Source organism: Megasphaera hexanoica, assembly GCF_043520715.1.
GTDB lineage: Bacteria > Bacillota > Negativicutes > Veillonellales > Megasphaeraceae > Megasphaera > Megasphaera hexanoica.
On record NZ_CP171361.1, the window covers coordinates 2681956 to 2701536 of the forward strand.

The 19581-nt window shown below is 48.1% G+C and carries 16 protein-coding genes; 3 read left to right on the top strand and 13 right to left on the bottom strand.

The window, feature by feature from the left end; genetic code table 11:
* Positions 1 to 858, top strand: coding sequence for a methylenetetrahydrofolate reductase [NAD(P)H] (metF, locus tag ACGTIC_RS13070; RefSeq protein WP_113856269.1), 858 nt, complete (start codon positions 1 to 3; stop codon positions 856 to 858).
* A 113-nt stretch (positions 859 to 971) separates the two neighbouring features.
* Entirely contained in the window at positions 972 to 1235 is a 264-nt protein-coding gene (locus ACGTIC_RS13075; protein WP_059075671.1) for a heavy-metal-associated domain-containing protein, read from the top strand.
* A gap of 137 nt (positions 1236 to 1372) precedes the next feature.
* Here the strand turns inward: ACGTIC_RS13075 and ACGTIC_RS13080 are convergent, their stop codons facing one another.
* The 6 genes from ACGTIC_RS13080 to argC form a co-directional block, all read right to left on the bottom strand.
* Positions 1373 to 4219 (bottom strand): YadA-like family protein, encoded by a 2847-nt coding sequence (locus ACGTIC_RS13080; RefSeq protein ID WP_394522340.1) that lies wholly within the window; start codon positions 4217 to 4219, stop codon positions 1373 to 1375.
* Between the two features lie 573 nt (positions 4220 to 4792).
* The gene (gene speC / locus ACGTIC_RS13085; RefSeq protein WP_059075669.1) at positions 4793 to 6949 is read right to left on the bottom strand and encodes an ornithine decarboxylase; all 2157 of its coding nucleotides are present in this window, start codon (positions 6947 to 6949) and stop codon (positions 4793 to 4795) included.
* A gap of 106 nt (positions 6950 to 7055) precedes the next feature.
* Positions 7056 to 8294, bottom strand: coding sequence for a Zn-dependent hydrolase (locus ACGTIC_RS13090; RefSeq protein WP_059075668.1), 1239 nt, complete (start codon positions 8292 to 8294; stop codon positions 7056 to 7058).
* A 130-nt stretch (positions 8295 to 8424) separates the two neighbouring features.
* Positions 8425 to 9609, bottom strand: a complete 1185-nt coding sequence (locus ACGTIC_RS13095; RefSeq protein ID WP_113856271.1) for an aspartate aminotransferase family protein — start codon at positions 9607 to 9609, stop codon at positions 8425 to 8427.
* Positions 9610 to 9707: 98 nt separating this feature from the next.
* Positions 9708 to 10568: an acetylglutamate kinase gene (gene argB, locus ACGTIC_RS13100; protein ID WP_113856578.1), complete on the bottom strand. Its 861-nt coding sequence runs from the start codon at positions 10566 to 10568 to the stop codon at positions 9708 to 9710.
* Positions 10569 to 10614: 46 nt separating this feature from the next.
* The gene (argC, locus tag ACGTIC_RS13105) at positions 10615 to 11559 is read right to left on the bottom strand and encodes an N-acetyl-gamma-glutamyl-phosphate reductase (RefSeq protein WP_113856272.1); all 945 of its coding nucleotides are present in this window, start codon (positions 11557 to 11559) and stop codon (positions 10615 to 10617) included.
* Positions 11560 to 11802: 243 nt separating this feature from the next.
* On the opposite strand from argC, the gene aroD reads away from it, so the two are divergent.
* Positions 11803 to 12552 carry a type I 3-dehydroquinate dehydratase gene (gene aroD, locus ACGTIC_RS13110; protein WP_113856273.1) on the top strand — a complete coding sequence of 250 codons (750 nt, stop codon included), beginning with the start codon at positions 11803 to 11805 and terminating at the stop codon, positions 12550 to 12552.
* Between the two features lie 92 nt (positions 12553 to 12644).
* On the opposite strand, the gene ACGTIC_RS13115 is transcribed toward aroD, so the two are convergent.
* The 7 genes from ACGTIC_RS13115 to ACGTIC_RS13145 are packed head-to-tail and all read right to left on the bottom strand — an operon-like array spanning position 12645 to position 19144.
* Positions 12645 to 13151, bottom strand: a complete 507-nt coding sequence (locus ACGTIC_RS13115) for a shikimate kinase (protein ID WP_113856274.1) — start codon at positions 13149 to 13151, stop codon at positions 12645 to 12647.
* Positions 13144 to 13968: a shikimate dehydrogenase gene (aroE, locus tag ACGTIC_RS13120; protein WP_113856275.1), complete on the bottom strand. Its 825-nt coding sequence runs from the start codon at positions 13966 to 13968 to the stop codon at positions 13144 to 13146. The genes ACGTIC_RS13115 and aroE overlap by 8 nt, the downstream gene beginning before the upstream one ends.
* Positions 13965 to 14816: a prephenate dehydratase gene (gene pheA / locus ACGTIC_RS13125; RefSeq protein WP_059075662.1), complete on the bottom strand. Its 852-nt coding sequence runs from the start codon at positions 14814 to 14816 to the stop codon at positions 13965 to 13967. The genes aroE and pheA overlap by 4 nt, the downstream gene beginning before the upstream one ends.
* Positions 14809 to 15912, bottom strand: coding sequence for a chorismate synthase (gene aroC / locus ACGTIC_RS13130; RefSeq protein WP_059075661.1), 1104 nt, complete (start codon positions 15910 to 15912; stop codon positions 14809 to 14811). The genes pheA and aroC overlap by 8 nt, the downstream gene beginning before the upstream one ends.
* On the bottom strand, positions 15905 to 17206 hold the full coding sequence (aroA, locus tag ACGTIC_RS13135) for a 3-phosphoshikimate 1-carboxyvinyltransferase (protein ID WP_113856276.1): 1302 nt from the start codon (positions 17204 to 17206) through the stop codon (positions 15905 to 15907). Before aroA ends, aroC begins: the two co-directional genes overlap by 8 nt.
* Positions 17203 to 18276, bottom strand: coding sequence for a 3-dehydroquinate synthase (gene aroB / locus ACGTIC_RS13140; RefSeq protein WP_113856277.1), 1074 nt, complete (start codon positions 18274 to 18276; stop codon positions 17203 to 17205). The genes aroA and aroB overlap by 4 nt, the downstream gene beginning before the upstream one ends.
* Complete coding sequence (locus ACGTIC_RS13145) at positions 18257 to 19144, bottom strand: prephenate dehydrogenase (protein WP_113856278.1); 888 nt, start codon at positions 19142 to 19144, stop codon at positions 18257 to 18259. Before ACGTIC_RS13145 ends, aroB begins: the two co-directional genes overlap by 20 nt.
* Between the last annotated feature and the right edge of the window lie 437 nt (positions 19145 to 19581).

Sequence of the window (19581 nt, forward strand, 5' to 3'; positions counted from 1 at the left end):
ATGAAAACTTGTGATTTATTTTCTAAGAAAACTGTTTTTTCCTTTGAAGTCTTTCCGCCAAAAAAAGAAATTCCCGTTGAAACGGTCTATCCGACACTGGAAAAACTGAGCGGTCTCCATCCGGATTTTATCAGCGTCACCTGCGGTGCCGGCGGCAAAGGAGGAAATCTCACCGTAGAAGTCGCTTCCAAAATCAAAAGCCTGAACTGCGAAACGGCAGCCCATCTGCCCTGCATCAACCTGGACAAAGATGAAGTACTGGATACATTGCAGAAATTACGGGAACACCGTATCGAAAATATTCTGGCCCTGCGCGGAGATAAAACGCCCGGCATCGAACCGAAATGCGTATTTCCCCATGCCAGTGACCTCATCGCCTTCATCCGTCAACAGACAGGTGATGAATTCAATATCATCGGCGCATGCTATCCCGAAGGCCATCCCAATTCTAAAACACTGGCAGAAGACATAGACCATCTGAAGATCAAAGTCGATGCCGGTGCCAGCGAACTCATCACCCAGCTTTTCTTCGATAATCGCGATTTTTACAACTTCCTCGACAAATCGACCCAGGCTGGAATCCGCGTTCCTATCGAAGCGGGTATCATGCCCGTAACCAACAAGAAACAGATTGAACGGATGGTCACTCTCTGCGGGGCTACCCTTCCTCTGAAGTTCCAGAAAATCCTGACCCGGTACGGTCATGACAATACCGCCCTGCGCGATGCCGGAATTGCCTATGCTATCGATCAGATAGTAGATCTCCTGGCCAATGGTGTAGACGGTGTCCACATTTACACTATGAACAATCCATACGTGGCCACGCGCATTGCCGACGCTATCCGCACACTGCTATAGGACTCATAAGACAAACACCGGATTGCATTGACTTGTATTTTTGCCATTTCTTCCGTATAATAGATGTATATAATAAAATTCATTCTCATATGCGAGATATGGAGGGGATATACATGGGATTCTTCAGTAACCTTTTCGGTTCCAGTCAGGAAGGAAAAGAAAAATATATCTATATCAGCGGCATGATGTGCGACCATTGCGCGGCCCACGTAAAAGAAGCGTTGGAAGCCGTGCCTGGCGTCGTGAAAGCCAAAGTCAGCCTTATGGACAAACGGGCTACCGTCCATGTAACCGATGAAGCCGATGAAAAAGCCATGTTTAAAGCCGTCGTCAATGCCGGCTATTCCGTAGACAAAATTACCGATACAAAAGAATAAAAAGCGTCGTCACTACCATTCTGATGCATGTGTACTTACGATGCCGCATACAAAGAACTAGAGCCTGTCAGATGACAGGCTCTAGTTCTTTGTAGTGTATTCTATTTTACTTCCACTGTTGTTTCTGCTACGACAGGTTATTTGGCAGCTTTTTCTGCTTTAAGCTGTTCAATTTCTTTCTGTTGAGCAGCTAACTGATCCTGTAACTGACCAACAACTTTGTACAGTTCTTCCGCATCGGGCGAAGTAGTCTTTATCTTAGCCGAGGACGGGCCAATCTTAAAGCTCAGTCCAAAGGTATACGCATTGTCGGAATCACCCATAGTGCTGGCAGCACTGAACATAACATTTTCGTTCGGGCGATAGAATGCGCCGAGAGCAACGCTGTTTTCTCCTTTAAACGAACCGGAAGCAACAGCAAAGTTGAGTTTATTAGCCGGGTCAAAGTCGAGAGGATGGAGACCGGCCAATGCAGCCGAACGAGCACCGACTTTATTGATGTCTGTCTTCATGGAGCTGTAATCGCTGAACAACTGATTAATATTAGCACTGTTCTGACCTACCTGTTCATCCAGGGCATTCAGATTCTGGCCAACGCTATTGTTGCTCTTGACATAGTTGCCATCTTTCGTCGTGCCGATAGCCTGTGCATTGTTTGCAATCTGATTCTGCAGCGTCTGGTCTGCTGCTGCACGGGTCTGGGCTTCCTGCAGATCGACGGCGCTCAGCGCATTGAATCCATCAGCTACGTTCTTGTTAATCGTGTTGACAGAACTTACCAGATTGTCATTGACCTGTTTGATGACTTTATCCTGTGCGGCATCAGCGCCCTTGCGTTCAGCTCGTTCCTGTGCAACGGCCTGATCACGGGCAGTAGCTTCTGCATCGATATTATCTTGCAACGTCTTATCTGCAGCTGCACGAGTCTGAGCTTCAGCAAGATCGTTTTTATTCAGCTGATCGGTAATCGTACCGATGTTTTTGTTAATCGTATCGACAGAGCTTACCAGATTGTCATTGACCTGTTTGATGACTTTATCCTGTGCGGCATCAGCGCCCTTGCGTTCAGCTCGTTCCTGTGCAACGGCCTGATCACGGGCAGTAGCTTCTGCATCGATATTATCTTGTAACGTCTTATCTGCAGCTGCACGAGTCTGAGCTTCAGCAAGATCGTTTTTATTCAGCTGATCGGTAATCGTACCGATGTTTTTATTAATCGTATCGACAGAGCTTACCAGATTGTCATTGACCTGTTTGATAACCTTATCCTGTGCGGCATCAGCGCCCTTGCGTTCAGCTCGTTCCTGTGCAACGGCCTGATCACGGGCAGTAGCTTCTGCATCGATATTATCCTGCAACGTCTTATCTGCAGCTGCACGAGTCTGAGCTTCAGCAAGATCGTTTTTATTCAGCTGATCGGTAATCGTACCGATGTTTTTGTTAATCGTATCGACAGAGCTTACCAGATTGTCATTGACCTGTTTGATGACTTTATCCTGTGCGGCATCGGCACCAATACGATCTGCAATTTCCTTATGAAGAGCCGTATCTACATTAGTGAGATTCTGACCGACAGACTGATTTTTCTTAATCAAATCACTTTCCGATGTGACATTCTGATTATTAGAAATCAAATCGACCCGGTCTTTCAATCCATCTGCAACGTCATTGGCATTTTTAGCAGCTGCCGTAGCATCATTGGCTGCCTGCGTAGCAGCTTTAGTCGCATCGGCAGATGCAAGGGCATTTGCATCTTTCAAGGTATTCTGAATATCAGCAATATCCTGTTTATTCTGGGCAATGTTGCCTGCATTTGTATGGATTTCAGCATTTGCCTTATCTACCCGGCCATCGGTGTCAGAAAGATGTTTTTCCAAATTCTTTGCACTATCAACGATAGCCTTAGAGTTATTCTGAACGGCTGTAGTCAACGTTTCATTAATCTTACCCTGGTTAGTTAAAGAGTCGGTAATATTTTTCTGAAGGTTGGCAACATCAGTCTGGCGAGCTGTTGTTTCTGCATCGATATTTTTCTGTAAGGTCTGGTCTGCAGCATCACGGGCCTGAGCTTCAGCAAGATCGTTTTTATTGAGCTGATCGGTAATCGTTCCAATGTTCTTGTTAATCGTGTTGACAGAACTTACCAGATTGTCATTGACCTGTTTGATAACCTTATCCTGTGCGGCATCGGCACCAATACGGGCTGCCGTTTCTTTGGCCAAGGCGCCGTCCAGGTTGGTTACGTTTTCACCAATGGTCTTATCAGCTTTAACAACAGCACCATCTTGTACCGCTGCGTCGCTCTTGCTGACGTAATTGGCTGCTGTCTGATTTTCCAAATATTCCTTTACGTTGGTAATCCGGGTATCCAGCTTCGTATCGGCATCCGTACGGGCAGTTGCTTCTGCATCGATATTCTTCTGTAAGGTCTGGTCTGCGGCACTCAGTGCATTGAACCCATCAGCCACGTTCTTGTTAATCGTGTTGACAGAACTTACCAGATTATCATTGACCTGTTTGATAACCTTATCCTGCGCAGCATCAGCACCAATACGGGCTGCCGTTTCTTTGGCCAAGGCGCCATCCAGATTAGTTACATTTTCGCCAATGGTATTGCCAGCTTTAGCAACAGCACCATCTTGTACCGCTGCATCGGTCTTGCTGACGTAATTGGCTGCTGTCTGATTTTCCAAATATTCCTTTACGCTGGTAATCCGGGTATCCAGCTGCGTATCGGCATCCGTACGGGCAGTAGCTTCATCAGCAATAGCCGTCTTATTAGCAGCAATATCCGTGGAGTAATCCTTTGCCGCCGATTGAGCATTTTCCAATTGTGAAATTCTTTGTGTATTTGAATTAACGCCTTGTCTTACTTCGTTAAATTCCTGATCCGTAACTTCAGCAAATACACTGCCACCGAACATGGTGGCACCCATCAAGCCTGCTAAAATAGCCGTCGTCAATTTTTTCCCTGATAAATTCATGATTCTCTCCTCCTGTTACATGAAATACACTTATGAATTTTTATTTCACGAACTAATTTCCCTTGTTCCTGACCGGCATGTCAGGTTACCCAAGGAAAGGAGCAGAGAATATAAAACAGGCAGCATGCTGTAATAGCTGTATCTTTTTTTATATTTATAGTAATGATTTCTTATATTAATAGAAAATAGTGTCGAACAAATACCCCCCCCCGGTATATTCGAGGCGCAAAAATTTTCTTCTTTTCATATATTGTATTGCACATCATCGGCACAAATATACACTGGTCAGGAGCCATATTGCCACCTCCTTCCTATAAAATAATAAACAAAAAAATAAATCTTTTTGCTTGACCCTATTGTATCAAATTTACATATATTTGTCACGAAATGGATATATTATTATCCTATTGATGTAATGTGCTATCTTTTCCATGTCAATTTTGTTTTAAAATATATGCAAATATTCATTAGCATCGTATACGTAAGCAATAATTTTGACACTGTAGACAAAAAGTCTGCCGCACCTGGCATGCGACAGACTTTTATTTTATAATGCACAGCAACATTCCTGTTCTATTCTTTTAATACATATCCATACGCACGGATGCGGTCACCTTCGTGTTCCAGGTATACGCCCTGGATTTCCAGGGCAAAGCCGGGCAGTTCATTCAGGCTTTCTTCCAATGCCTTGAAATATTGGACAGCCGTATGGGACCAGCGTTCACCTGGTACGACGCAAAGGACGCCCGGCGGATATGGCAGCGCTCCTTCCAGAGCAATGCGGCCTTCGATTTCATCGAGAGGCACCAGTTCCCGTTCACCCCGGATAAAGGCATAATGAGCTTCCTGGGGACGCATGACGTATTCCGGGAAAAATTCTTTGCGAAATAGTTTTTTCTGCAAATCCTTAACATTCCGGTCTTTGAAGAAGTCGTGCATTTCCTGACAAAGCTGCCGCAGCGTATATCCCGTATAGCGGCCGGGGTACTTATTGTATACGCCCAGCAGGACTTCCTGCATAGGGACGTTGTTATCCACAAACCGTTCAAAGCGGACAAGCTGGCTCGTGAGAAAACGGAGTTTATTCTTATTTTCTGCCGGCGTCAGCAAAAACAGGATAGAATTGAGATCGCATTTTTCCGGAATGACTCCATTTCCCCGCAGATACGTAGCCAGAATATTGGCATGGATACCGAAGTTTTCATACTCTCCCGTTTCGGCATCGATTCCCGGCGTCGTCAGCAGCAGTTTACAGGGATCGACGCGATACTGATTGGGACCATACCCTTCAAAGGCATGCCATCTGGCACCGGGTTCAAAAGTGAAGTAATCAATATCATCGGCCATAGCTTCCGTATTTCCCTTCTGCCACGGCCGGTCATGCACTACAGGTGCCACAAAGGGACGGATATAGTGACAGCGGCGAAGAATATCTTTGCGGGCTTCTATTCCCATTTTTACACAGTCCCGCCACATCTTGCGCCCGGCGTCACCGGCATGGATTTTGGCATTGACATCGAGAGTAGCAAAGAGCGGATAAAACGGGCTCGTCGTCGCCTGAGCCATGAATGCGTTATTAATAGTCTTGTGATTCACATAGCGCGGCTGGTCGTGAATATGACTATCCTTTTTGTGAATCTGTGACGTTTGGGAAAAACCGGCCTGTTGTTTGTGTACAGACTGGACGACAAAGATGCCCGGGTCGTCTTTTCCCAGGTCCAGGAGCAACGGGCTGCTATCTTTGAGCATGGGAATGAATTGTTCATATCCGGCCCAGGCTGAATCAAAGAGGATGTAATCACAGAGATGACCAATGCGGTCTACTACGTAGCGGGCATTATACAGAGTCCCATCATACGTATCCAGCTGAATGACTGCCAGACGGAACGGGCGGGGCTGCTTCGCCTTTTCCGGGTCCCGTTCAGCAGCAAGCTGCCGCAGATACGTTTCATCAAAGCAATGAGCATCAATGCCGCCAATAAACCCATAGGGATTGCGGGCCGTTTCCAGGTATACCGGCGTAGCCCCGGCCTGTATGAGAGCCCCGATGGCTACTGATTTATGATTATTCCGATCATAGAGTACCAGGTCACCCGGCGTAAGAAGCGCATTAGTCACGACACGATTGGATGCCGATGACCCATTGAGGACGAAGTAGGTCTTGTCTGCATGAAAGACCTTGGCCGCAAAATCCTGCGAATCGAGAGCCGGCCCCTCATGAATGAGCAGATCCCCCAGAGTAACGTCGGCATTACAGATGTCTGACTGAAAAATATGAGAACCAAAGAAATCGTACAGATACCTGCCTGCCGGATGCTTCTTGAAAAAGGCGCCATCCTGATGGCCCGGGCAGTCGAATGGGTTGTTCTTTTCGCTGACGTATTCGACAAGCTCCCCGAAAAACGGAGGTAATACAGTCTGTTCATAATTACTGGCCAGACGTTCCGCCGTTTCAATGCAACGGCTCTTATTGACCATTTCTTCCGAAAGGACCATGTCTACCTTATCCAGATAATGAGACGGCAGCTTTTCTCCACTTGGCATGATGACCATGATAGGGATGCCAAACCCGGTAGCATCGATGGTATCAATGTAGTCATAGTCCTGATCTGATAAGACGGCGACAGCCACATCGGTAAAATCCGTCTGTTCTACAGGCACGATTTCCCGGTCGCTGTCCACAAAATAATACTGCACGTCAAAACTGTACGCAATCTTTAAATGTTTCATATGTTTTCTCTCCTATCCTCTTCCTTTCAATTTGATAGCCCTATTTTAGTCTTAATATATAAGAATAACAAGACTTGACAGGTAATTTAATAAGATATATTCATTCCTATTGTGCCGTAAGCTGTCGAAGTGTCTGATAGAGGACTTCGGCCCCCTGTTGGATATACCTGTAATCGGTCCATTCTTCCGGCACATGGCTTCTTCCATCCCGGCTGGGTACGAAAATCATAGCAGTCGGCATCAAATGATTGAAAACCATTGTGTCATGACCGGCTCCAGAACACATGCGTTTGTATGGAATATGAAGCATCTGTGTCTGAGTTTCCAGAAGGTTCTGCAAAGACTGATCCATTTCGACAGGATCGGCATGTAACCGCTCTTCTATAGCATAGGAAAGGCCGGGATTCTGTTTCTTACTCGTTTCCAATGAGGCCTTTACAGCCTTCATGACCGTTTCAATACTATTCATGTTCCGGCTCCGGCAATCAATGGAAAACACCGTCTTATCCGGGATAATATTACCTGCCCCAGGATGAGTCTGGATTATTCCGGTGGTAAAGACCGTACCGTCTCCCAATGTCAACGCTGTATCAGCGCCGGCCGATACAGCGTTTGCCATAGCTAATACAGTATCAGCCCGCATTGTCATCGGTGTGGCACCTGCATGGTTAGAAATTCCTTTAATAGTAACAAAATAATATTTCAATCCTACAATTGCTTCAACGATTCCCAGTTCAAGATGTTCCCGGTCAAGGACAGGCCCTTGTTCGATATGCAATTCTAAAAAAGCAGCCCAGTCTCCTGTATGTATCGTCTCACTGGCAATTTTTTCAGGATTCTTACCATAGGCCGTAAGGACCTCTGCAATCGATTGCCCCTGAGCATTGCGGAAACGATGAATTTCATCGTCATAAAGTTGCCCGCACATAGCCCGGCTTCCAAACAGGCCAGAGCCAAACTGAGGTCCTTCTTCTTCCGGAATAGCTATACAGCAAAAAGGCCGGCGGGGCCGGATTCCTACATCGTGAAAAGCCCTCGCCGCTTCCAGTGCGGTACAGATACCTGCAATCCCATCGAAATTGCCTCCTTCTGGCACAGAATCGAGGTGGCTGCCTGAAACAACAGGGGCGAGTTCCGGTTGTTCTCCCTGCAAGGTCCCTAATATGGCACCTACGGCATTTTCCCGTACGGTAAGTCCGGCTTTTTTCATTTCTTCTGCGATATAATCAGCAGCTTGCCGGAACGCCGGTGTATAGGAAAAACGGTTACATCCCCGTCCTTTCTTCGACTGAAACTGGGCAATCGTCGTTATATCTTTCTTTATTCGTTCTGCTTTTGTTATCATAGAAACTTTCCTTTCTTTATATACTATGACATATCATAGCATGAACAGCATAAAAACAAAAGCTGCCATGAGAGCCCGTTTATCGGGGATTGGGTTCTGTTTCTCACAGCAGCTTCTGTTTTAGATTGTATCAGCCATCAATGACGGCTTTAATTTTTTCTATACCCTTCTGCAGTACGTCCATGGGGATATTCAGCGGAGGCAGCAGGCGCAGGAGTCCATTGGCTGTCAGGACCAGGACGCCGGCATCGACGCATCCGTTGACGACTTCCATAAGATCTTTTTTCAGTTTGACGCCCAGCATGAGACCCAAGCCGGATACCCATTCTACATTCTGGCAGCTTTCCAGTTCTTTTTTGATATATTCGCCTTTTTTACGGACATCGGCCATGAGGTCATCATCGAGACGGTCAATAATGGAAATGGCTCCGGCAGCGCAGATAGGATTGCCGCCAAAAGTCGAGCCGTGGGTATGATCCGTCAGGGCGTGCTGACAGGAGTCAGCAAACATCGTCACTGCAAATGGCAGCCCGCCACCGATGGCCTTGGCCGTCGTTACAATATCTGGCTGTATGCCATATCTCATATAAGCATAGAGGGCGCCCGTACGGCCGTTACCTGTCTGCACTTCATCGATAATGAGCAGGATGTCATGAGCTTTGGCATAATCCGCAACCTGATGGACGAAATCCGGATTCAGCGGATGAACACCGCCTTCACCTTGTACCAGTTCCATCATGATGGCACAGGTCTTATTTTCTTCAGCCAGTTTTTTGACCGATTCGAAATTATCCGGTTCGGCATAGACAAATCCCGGCAGGAAGGGACCGAAGTCCTGATGGAGTGAATCCTGACCGCAGGCAGTAAGAGTAGCCATTGTCCGGCCGTGGAAGCTATTTTTCAGAGTAATGATAGTATAGCGGCCATCGCCATATTTATCGTGGGAATATTTACGGGCTGCTTTAATGGCGCATTCATTTGTTTCAGCACCGGAATTGGAGAAAAAGACTTTCTTCATGCCTGTTTTTTCACAGATTTTTTTTGCCAGGACAATCTGTGGTTCTGTATAGAAAACGTTGGACATATGACTGAGTTTGCCCAGCTGATCGATGACAGCCTTCTGCCATACGTCATCGCAAACGCCAAACACGTTGACGGCAATGCCGGCACTGAGGTCGATATATTCCTTGCCATTGACATCGTATACCAGAGAGCCTTTGCCATGATCGAGAACGGCATCGAGGCGGTTATATACATTAACGATATATTCTTTATCTAATTTTTCAAATTCTTTCTTTTCTGTTTCTGCAGACATATTTATTTCCTCCTTTAAAACAACCCTGTATACATATAGCAGATGCCCGGATACGTATAGTAATTCCAATGGCTGCTGAAACAACAGTCATCGAGGCATTATTGTTTAACAAACATAGTTCCCAGCCCTTCTTCGGTCAGCATTTCGATGAGAATAGCGTGAGGTACTGTACCATTGATGATGAATACCCGCTTTACACCACAGTCGATAGCGTCAGTACAGCATTTGACTTTGGGGATCATGCCACCGGCAATGATTCCTTCGTCAGTAAGCTTCTGCACCTCCTGCATAGTCAGGCTATGGAACAAGGTGGACGGATCTTCAGGATTGCGGAGCACACCGTCGATATTGGTCAGGGAAATCATGCACTCTGCCTGGAGAGCACCGGCAATTTCAGCCGCCGCCGTATCGGCATTGATATTATAGGAAACGCCTTTGCCATCGGTTCCAATAGACGAAATGACGGGAATGTATCCATTGGCCAGACTGTCATGGATGAGTTCCGGATTGATATGAGTGATTTCCCCGACCAGTCCCAGTTCATCACTTTGTTTTTTTACCTGGATCATATCGTCGTCGATACCGCATAAACCAATGGCTTTGCCTCCCAATGATCCCAGGAGGTTGACCAGATCCTTATTGACCTGACCGGCCAGTACCATCTGAACGATTTTCATCGTCGCTTCATCAGTTACACGCAGGCCGTTCAGGAATTTCGATTCCAACCCCACCTGATTGAGCATATCCTTGATATGCGGTCCGCCGCCGTGGACCAGGACAACTTTGACACCAATGAGGTGCAAAAGCACAATATCTGCCAGTACGGCTTTGCGGAGTTCTTCATTGACCATCGCATTGCCGCCATATTTGACGACTACGACTTTGCCGTAATACTCCCGGATATAAGGAAGGGCATCGCGCAAAATGCGTGCCTTCTGGGCATTGCTCACTTCCTGTATGTCGTGATCCATAAAAGTTGTCGTTGTCATAACTGTACGATTCTCCTTAATCTCCCAGATTCAGACCCGTTTTCGGATCTATGCCAAGCATGATATTCATATTCTCGATAGCAGCTCCCGATGCTCCCTTTCCCAGATTGTCAAAAATGGAAGTAAGGAGAATCCGCTGATCATTGCCTGTGACGAAAATTTCCATGTCATCGCGGCCACTCATGTCATTAGCCGCCAGAAAACCGCCTTTATCTTCTCCCAGGGGGCGTACATGGATAAAGTCACAGCCATCATAATGGGCCGCCAATGTCTCCCATACATCCTGTATGCCCGGCGCGCCCTTCAGCAGTTTCGTAAAGACCGGGACGGTCACTTCCATGCCACTGTAATAATCATCTACAATCGGCGAAAACATCGGTTTATCCGCCAGATGACAGATGGTAACAATTTCTGGCAGATGTTTATGCGTCTGTCCCAGTCCGTACTGGCGGGGTGACAGGAGGTCTGTCGTCTTTTCTCCTTCATAGGCAGCTATCATCTTTTTGCCACCACCACTGTACCCCGTAAGTGAAAAAGCGGTAACGGGATAGTCAGCAGGCATCATACCGGCAGCGGTCAAAGGCTGGACAAGGGAAATGACGCCGCTGGCATGACAGCCGGGGTTGCCGACACGACTGCTATGAGCAATCTTTTCACTCTGTTCTTTTGATAATTCAGGGAATCCATAGACCCATCCTAGGGCAATTCGGTGAGCTGTAGACGTATCGATGATTTTGACACCGGTTCCTTCAGCCAGTCCGGCCGCTTCGACGGCCGCTGCGTCAGGCAGGCAGAGAAATGCAATATCTGCCGCTTTCATATATTTTTTTACTTCATCCGGATTTTTTCGCAATTCTTCAGAAATCTGTAATAATTCAATATCCTGACGTGCTGCCAGCCGTTCATGGATGCGCAGTCCTGTCGTACCTGAATGACCGTCAATAAATACTTTTGTTTTCATGGTGCCACTCCTTAGATGCCGTATGTGCAGCTTAATTAATTTTAATGAATATTTATTGAATTTTTATTCATTATAGTTAATGTCATACCATTTGTCAAGAAAAAAGTACCGTATGACCCAAAATCTGTATCTTTCCCCTGTCATCCGGCTATATTCTGATAGTCTTTCATTGCCTGCATCAGCTGCGTACGTTATAATATCGTCAAAAGAGAAAAATCTGCTGCATTAGGAGGAATATATATTATGGTAAAAATTGGCAACGTGCCTCTCGATAACGGCATGCCGAAAATTTGTGTTCCCATTGTCGGCCGTTCCCTGGACGAACTCGTCCAGGAATGCCGCTATCTAAAGGATAAGATATATGATGTCGTCGAATTGCGCATCGACTTTCTAAAGGATGTCCTGTCCCTGGATGCCGTCGGCCAGGCCCTGACAGTCGTCCGGCAGGAATTACCGGACGAAGCCATCCTGTTCACGTTCCGCACGAAAGAAGAAGGCGGCGAAACGGACGTTCCCGAAAGCTACTACTTCTCTCTCCTGGACTATACTATCAAAAGCGGTACCATCGATGCTGTGGACATTGAATACTTCCGTGACCGCGAGGGCATCAAAAAGACTTTGACAGTTGCCAAAGAATATGGCATCACGGTCATCATGAGCAGCCACGATTTTCATAAGACGCCATCCTTCGACGAAATCACAGGCCGTCTCATCGGCATGAAAAAGCTGGGAGCTGATGTTGCAAAACTGGCCTGCATGCCCAAATCAGCGAAGGACGTATTGACCCTCTTATCGGCGACGGAAGCTATCAAATCCCAGTATCCTGATGAACCACTCATCACCATGTCTATGGGACGCCTCGGTGCTATCAGCCGCATCAGCGGAGAATGTTTCGGATCTTCTCTGACCTTTGGTTCAGCCAAAAAGGCCTCTGCCCCGGGCCAGCTGGAAGTAACGACACTGCACCAGATTTTACAGGCGCTCCATGGCTGAATCACACTGCTCATTTTCTTTTTCCCAGCATACGACAAAAACCGGCTGCCGCATGAAGCAATTTCTGCTCCACACGGCAGTCGGTTTTTATATTACGGGATATTTCCAATCAGTGTTTCAAATTCGTCGAGGACCGATTCCATAGGCTTATCGTTGCGGATACAGTAATCGGCAGCCTCCCGGTACAGACCGATGCGTTCTTCATAGAGATCATACACTTTTTGCCTGCCGTCTTTCAAGAGGGGCCGTACGGAGACATCAACATCGCTGACGATATCTTCGGGAGAACGATCCAGGAAAAAGACCGTACCCGTTTTCTTGAATATAGAGATATTTTCCGGCCGTTTAATGACGCCTCCCCCACAGGCGACGACAATCCCTTCTTTAGACGCCAGAAACCGGCTGGCCCGGACTTCGGCATCGCGGAAACAGTCTTCACTGATGGCAAAGAGTTCCGGAATGGATTTTCCTTCCTGCCAGACAATGACATCATCGGCATCATAAAAGGAGCGGTTCAGCCGGCTGGCAAGAGCTTTTCCCAACGTACTTTTCCCACAGCCGGGCATGCCAATAATGATAATATTCCGTTTATCATTCATAGAGGTGCTCCATTTCCTTAGCAATCTGTTCAACTATGGATGAAGCAATTTTCTGCCCCGTCCATAGTTCTTCTGCCCCCACTGCCTGAGCCACGAGCATGTACATGCCGTTCCGTGTCCGGGCACCATGGCGGCGTGCCGTTTTCAAAAGTTCTGTATCTTTGGGATTATAAATGAGATCTACGACAGCCGGAAAGGCCGCAATGCATGCTTCAGAAACAGGGCATCCGTCCATGCGGGGAAACATGCCTACAGGCGTGCAGTTGACCAGTACATCCCCGCCGCGAGACATTTCAAGCGATTGGTAATCTATCTCCGATGCTCCGATTTTCTTCGTGAATGCATCAAATTCTATCTTGGAATGAGGATGGCGGGAAACAATTGTAATCGACCTGGCGTTCTTGTCTGCCAGATATTGGATGATGGCTCTGGCGGCTCCTCCGGTCCCCAGGACGACGCAGTCCTGTCCGGCAACTCCGATACCAGCCTGTTCCAGAGACCTGCCAAATCCGCCATAATCGGTATTATATCCGAATGCTCCTTCATCGGTGAAATGAATCGTATTGACGGCCCCGATGATCCGTGCTTCCCGGGATATATCCGTCAGATAGGGCATGACATCCCTTTTATAGGGAATGGTAACATTACAGCCTGTATATCCATCCTGTGCCAGGCGTTTTAAATTTTCTGCCAGACTGTCTAGGGGCATTTCCAGTACATCATAGGTTCCGGACACACCCATGGCCTGAAAAATTTTTTCATGAATAGCCGGAGAAGCCGTGTGCCCCAGTTTTTTTCCTATTAGTCCTGCTTTCATCGAATATTGCCCCCTTTGTCAGATGGATAATTCCCAAGGATTTTAAAATAATTACAATGTTCTTCCAGATTGTGCAGTACGATAGCTGTTGCCGGATTCCGTATATTACCCATGACATCAATATGGAAAAAATACTCGAACGGACGCCCCTTGATAGGCCGCGATTCCAGATGAGTCATATTCATGGCATTATAGAAGAAATGGCCTAACACATGATACAGCGCACCGGGCTTGTGTTTGGTCGTCAATACCAGCGTAATCTTGTCCATATCATCGCTTTCTTCCATTTCTGCAGAAATAATGAAAAACCGGGTATAGTTCATGGTGTTGTCGTTGATATGGCGGGCCAGTATGGTAAGCCCGTACATATCGGCCGATATGGTATTGGCAATGGCTCCGATGTGGACATCGCCCGTCTTATGCACCATTTCGGCACTCTGGGACGTACTGAAATAGGGATGAAGCAGCCAGTCTTCATGTCCTTTCAGGAAATCCCGGCACTGGGCAATGCCCTGGGGATGGGAATAGACTTCGTGTATATCGGCCAGAGTCGCTCCGGGCACTCCCAGCAGATTATGTTCGATACGCACGTACTTTTCTCCGGCAATGTGGCAATCATAGCGGTGAATCAGATCGTACACATCAGTAATACCGCCCGTTGAGGAATTTTCAATGGGCAGGACCCCGTAACGCACCTGTCGCCGCGCCACGGCCTGGACGACATCTTCAAACTGTGAGGCATACTGAGGTTCTATATCTTTCCCGTCAAAATAGGACATCATCGCTTCATACGTATAAGACCCGGGCAAGCCAAAACAAGCGATGGCCATTGGCTTCGTCTTAGTCATGAGCGCCACCTGTCTTCCTGCTGCCGAGGAAAATATCCAGTATGGTCCAGGCCGTGGCCGCTTCTACGACAGGTACGGCCCGTTGGACAATGCAGGGATCATGTCTCCCTTTAATGACCAGTTTACAATCCGCCTGTGTATCCGTATCGATGGTATCCTGTTCTTTCGAAATGGATGCCGTCGGCTTGATGACCAGGTGGAAATTGACCGGCATCCCATTAGTGATACCGCCATTGATTCCCCCATTGTGATTGGTGCGCGTCCTGACCACTGTCCCGTCATAATAAAAGGAGTCATTGATTTCAGAGCCATGATGCGATGCCATGTCAAATCCATCACCAAAGGCTACCCCTTTGACGGCAGGAATAGAGAAAAACATATGAGACAGCCGGCTTTCGACCGAATCGAAGAACGGATCACCCAGGCCTGCCGGCAGTCCCAATATCTGCCCTTCTATCAAGCCACCTACCGAATCGAGCTGGCTTTTGGCTGTCAGGATTTCTTGTTCCATCAAAGCCGCCTTAGTTCCATCAAGGACAGGCAGCGTCTGCTGTTTCAATTGCTGAAACAGGGATGGCGACTCACCGCAGGGAGCAAAATGGCGGTCAGCAACCTGTCCGATGCGCAGGATATGGGCCCCTATGCAGATACTTTCCCTGGCCAGGATTTGGGAAGCTATGGCACCGGCAAAGACGAGTGGTGCTGTAATACGGCCGGAAAAATGACCGCCCCCGCGGTAATCATTGTATCCGTCATACCGTACCTTACCGCTGTAATCGGCATGACCGGGCCGCATCATATGGCGCAGCTGGTCATAATCCCGACTGTGCTGATCATTATTGCGTATCAGGACACACAGCGGTGTTCCTGTCGTGTGGTCGTTGAAATAACCGCTTTCGATTTCAAAGGCATCGGCTTCCTGTCGTGCCGTAGACATAGCATTCCTTCCGGGAGCACGACGGGCCATTTCCTGCCGTACGGCATCCCAGTCGATAGAAATACCGGCAGGAAGTCCGTCCAGGACGGCCCCGATGGCCTTTCCATGAGATTCTCCAAAAATTGTCAGTCCTGCATGATATCCAAAGGTATTATTCATCACTGCCAGCCTCCTCTGTATATGTTCCGCCCATAGCCGCCACATCCTGCCAGAACCGGGGATAGGATTTCCTGACACATTCTGCCCCATCGATCTGTACCGGCCCTTCAGCAATCTGGGAAGCCACTGCCAGAGACATAGCAATGCGATGATCGTTCCAGGCCTGTACGCATCCACCATGAACCTGGCCGGTACCTTCAATGATGAGGCCGTCTGGTTCTTCTGTTATCCTGCCGCCTAATTTATTCAATTCTTCTGCCATGGCGTGGAGCCGGTCACATTCCTTGAGGCGGACACGGGCGGCATTGACGATATGAGTCGTGCCGCTGGCAGCCGTCGCCAAAACCGTCAGCACCGGGACCAGATCCGGGCAGTCGCCGGCATCAATCGTCGTCCCTTTTAAAGCAGACGGACTGGCCATGAGGCCGTCTGGTTCTTCTGTTATCCTGCCACCCATGCGGCGGATAATATCGACGATGACTTCATCTCCCTGGGCGCTGTGGCGGCGGAGGCCGGTCAGTTTCACATCATGGCCCAGACAGCCTGCGGCCAGCCAGAATGCAGCCTGGGAATAATCTCCTTCTACCTCGTACCGGCCCGGCTGGTACGACTGACCGCCAGCAATCTGATACACACCTGGTTTTTCTTCTTCAACCTGCACGCCATGGCGGGCCATCGTATCCAGGGTAAGGCCGACATAACTGGCTGATTCCAGTGTCGTCGAGCTATAGAGAGCCGAATCTCCCGTAAGGAGTGGCAGTGTCAGGAGCAGCCCTGTAAAGAACTGGGAACTGACATTGCCCGGCAGAGTATACGCGCCGGGAGAGAGTGTCCCCGTCACCGTCAGAGGAAGACCGCCGTCGTCAGCTGTCTGATAGGCAATATGGCGGGACTGGAAGATAGCATAATATGGCTGGAGAGGCCGTGAAACAAGGCGTCCCCGGCCCGTGTACGTGACAGTGCGGCCGGTCAATAGTCCCAGCGGGATAAGGAAACGCAGTGTCGAACCCGATTCACCACAATCAACCGTCACAGGATTGCGACCCTGGCGGATACCGCCTTGTATTCGATAGGAAACGCGGCCTGGAAGTGTATCGGAAATTTCTTCTATTTGAGCACCAAAATGGCGGAGAACCCGGCAAGTCGCTTCGATATCTTCCGATGGGGAAATATGTTCGACCACGCTTTCTCCTTCTGCCAGAGCGGCACAGATAAGATCGCGGTGTCCCAGGCTTTTCGATGATGGGACGGCCAGTACGCCCCCGAACGGATGGGGTGTCATGCAGATATTCATGATGGTGTGCCTCCTGTGATATAAGTCGAAAGATCAGCCAGTTCCACTGGCAGCAGCCGGCAGGAACCAATCCGATTGAGGATGATGAGTGTCATATGGGAACCGCGTTTTTTCTTATCATGTCCGATATAAGGTAACAAGTCGTCAGCCGATGCGTCCACCGTATACGGAAGGTGATATCGTTTCAGGATGTCCACCAGACGTCGGGCCGTCCCCGCTTCGGTCAGTCCCAGTGCCTCAGTCCGTGCCGTGAGAAGAGCCATTCCTATGGCAACGCCTTCCCCATGAGTATAGTGACCAAACCCATACAAGCGTTCAATCGCATGCCCGATTGTATGGCCGAAATTCAGGATCATTCGTTCCCCCATATCATACACATCGTGTTCCACCACATCCGCCTTAATCCGGCAGCAAGTTTCTATAATTTCATCCCAATGAGAAGTAATGCTATGTTCATCCAGTGTTTCCATAAGGGAAAACAGGCCCGCATCACGGATACAACCGTATTTGATGACTTCTCCCAATCCATCGCGGACAAACCGTTCCGGCAGTGTCTGCAACAAATCCGGGTCAATTAATACGGCTTTAGGCTGATAAAAAGCACCGGCCTGATTCTTGCCGCTCGGCAGATCAATCGCCACTTTACCACCGACACTGCTGTCCACCTGGGCGATGATAGAGGTAGCAATCTGAACAAACGGCACGCCCCGCAGGAACGTAGCTGCCGCAAAACCTCCCAGATCTCCGACGACGCCGCCACCGAAGGTAATAATCATATCCGACCGGGTAATACCCAGGTCCGACAGCTTCTGATAGATGTCTAACAGCTGATTGGCATTTTTGTACGCTTCTCCTGCGGGAATGACAATGCATCCGGTCCGGAATCCTGCCTGCTGCAGGCTCCGTTCCAGGCGTTTACCATAGAGTGGTTCCAATGTGCTGTCCGTAATGATGGCAACTGTTTCTGCTTTTGTCAGACTGCGGATATAGTTGCCGGCCCGGTCGAGAAGGCCATTTTCAATATAGATTTCATACGAATCGTTTCCTAATTCAACGTGGATTTGTTTCATGAACTAATTCCCTTCTCCGCAAAGCGGCCTGCTGTAAAAATTGGGTCATGCCCTTGGTATCCTCATCAGAAAGCAGTTCGGCAAACGCTTTCAACGATGCACTGAACCGGTCAATTTCTTTCAAAAGGTTATCCTTATTAGAAAGGAACAGTTTGGTCCAGAGCGGGGCATTAATATCTGCAACGCGTGTCCCGTCACGGAAACTGCCGGCAACAAAATACCGCGTCATCGTATCCATCGATTCACTATTTATGAGAGATATGGCCAAAACATGGGGCAGACTGCTCGTATAAGCAATAAGTTTATCGTGTTCTGCTGCTCCTACGCGTACCACGTGGGCACAGCCAAGGGCACGTGCCATCCGTTCAATCACATCGACATGTTCCGGCTTATTGCCTTCCATAGGTACGAGTATATAATTGGCGCCATCAAAAATTTCAGCCCGGGACATGCCATAGCCACTGCCTTCCCTTCCTGCCATTGGATGTCCCGGGACAAAATCCAGATCATTCCGGAGCAGTGACCTGATCCGGTCAGCCGAATCTCCTTTGATGCCAGCGACATCTGTCAGCAGAGCCCCTTGTTTAAAATCCTGACGGTGCTGTCCAATAAACGCCATCATAGCATCTGCAGCCATGCAGAAAATGACTATATCGGCCTCCCCTAGAAGCTGACTGCCATCATTCGATGCTTCATCAATGGAACCATCGGCCAGTGCCTCTGCCAGAGCCGCCTGATTAACGTCAATCCCAATGATAGACCTGACATGTAATTTTCGTAATCCCTTGGCATACGAACCGCCAATAAGTCCCAGCCCGACAATCGCGATGACATAATCCGTAAAAAAACCACTGTCTGTATTTTCCATTGCGTTCCCCCCAAAATATTCGCTGCCTGATAGCTGTTGGCAACGTTTCCTCTTTAGTATACTAAATGACGTACACTAGAAAAAGAGGTTCCCCTGATTTTCTTTTATACCGTACAGTCAATAACAGGAATCAGATAGCATACCATAAAAAAAGCAGGCTCCCATGAGCCTGCCTTATGCTGCATCCGCCGCTGCCGTCTTATACAGTGATATTTTCCCACTGATTCAAACAACCCATGTCTTTGTCTCGTCTATGCATTTATCACAGCAAAAATAGCCAGTGCCCAAATACAGGTAGGCCTGGCTGTTTCTAAAGCTATATGCAACTGCCGTGAAAGACATAGCGTTATTCATGGTACGGCTCCTTGCAGAACTGAAATTTAAAATAAGATGAATATATATTATACCGAAATTGTTTCCTTGTCAAGGACTTTTGT

What these genes read in the sequence shown, in the direction of transcription:
- aroB (WP_113856277.1), bottom strand. Translation starts at nt 18,276, where the DNA reads ATGAAACAAATCCACGTTGAATTAGGAAACGATTCGTATGAAATCTAT.
- ACGTIC_RS13095 (WP_113856271.1), bottom strand. Translation starts at nt 9,609, where the DNA reads ATGTCTGCAGAAACAGAAAAGAAAGAATTTGAAAAATTAGATAAAGAA.
- aroC (WP_059075661.1), bottom strand. Translation starts at nt 15,912, where the DNA reads ATGAATAATACCTTTGGATATCATGCAGGACTGACAATTTTTGGAGAA.
- speC (WP_059075669.1), bottom strand. Translation starts at nt 6,949, where the DNA reads ATGAAACATTTAAAGATTGCGTACAGTTTTGACGTGCAGTATTATTTT.
- aroA (WP_113856276.1), bottom strand. Translation starts at nt 17,206, where the DNA reads ATGAATATCTGCATGACACCCCATCCGTTCGGGGGCGTACTGGCCGTC.
- aroE (WP_113856275.1), bottom strand. Translation starts at nt 13,968, where the DNA reads ATGAAAGCAGGACTAATAGGAAAAAAACTGGGGCACACGGCTTCTCCG.
- ACGTIC_RS13080 (WP_394522340.1), bottom strand. Translation starts at nt 4,219, where the DNA reads ATGAATTTATCAGGGAAAAAATTGACGACGGCTATTTTAGCAGGCTTG.
- argC (WP_113856272.1), bottom strand. Translation starts at nt 11,559, where the DNA reads ATGAAAACAAAAGTATTTATTGACGGTCATTCAGGTACGACAGGACTG.
- ACGTIC_RS13075 (WP_059075671.1), top strand. Translation starts at nt 972, where the DNA reads ATGGGATTCTTCAGTAACCTTTTCGGTTCCAGTCAGGAAGGAAAAGAA.
- ACGTIC_RS13145 (WP_113856278.1), bottom strand. Translation starts at nt 19,144, where the DNA reads ATGGAAAATACAGACAGTGGTTTTTTTACGGATTATGTCATCGCGATT.
- pheA (WP_059075662.1), bottom strand. Translation starts at nt 14,816, where the DNA reads ATGACTAAGACGAAGCCAATGGCCATCGCTTGTTTTGGCTTGCCCGGG.
- aroD (WP_113856273.1), top strand. Translation starts at nt 11,803, where the DNA reads ATGGTAAAAATTGGCAACGTGCCTCTCGATAACGGCATGCCGAAAATT.
- ACGTIC_RS13090 (WP_059075668.1), bottom strand. Translation starts at nt 8,294, where the DNA reads ATGATAACAAAAGCAGAACGAATAAAGAAAGATATAACGACGATTGCC.
- ACGTIC_RS13115 (WP_113856274.1), bottom strand. Translation starts at nt 13,151, where the DNA reads ATGAATGATAAACGGAATATTATCATTATTGGCATGCCCGGCTGTGGG.
- metF (WP_113856269.1), top strand. Translation starts at nt 1, where the DNA reads ATGAAAACTTGTGATTTATTTTCTAAGAAAACTGTTTTTTCCTTTGAA.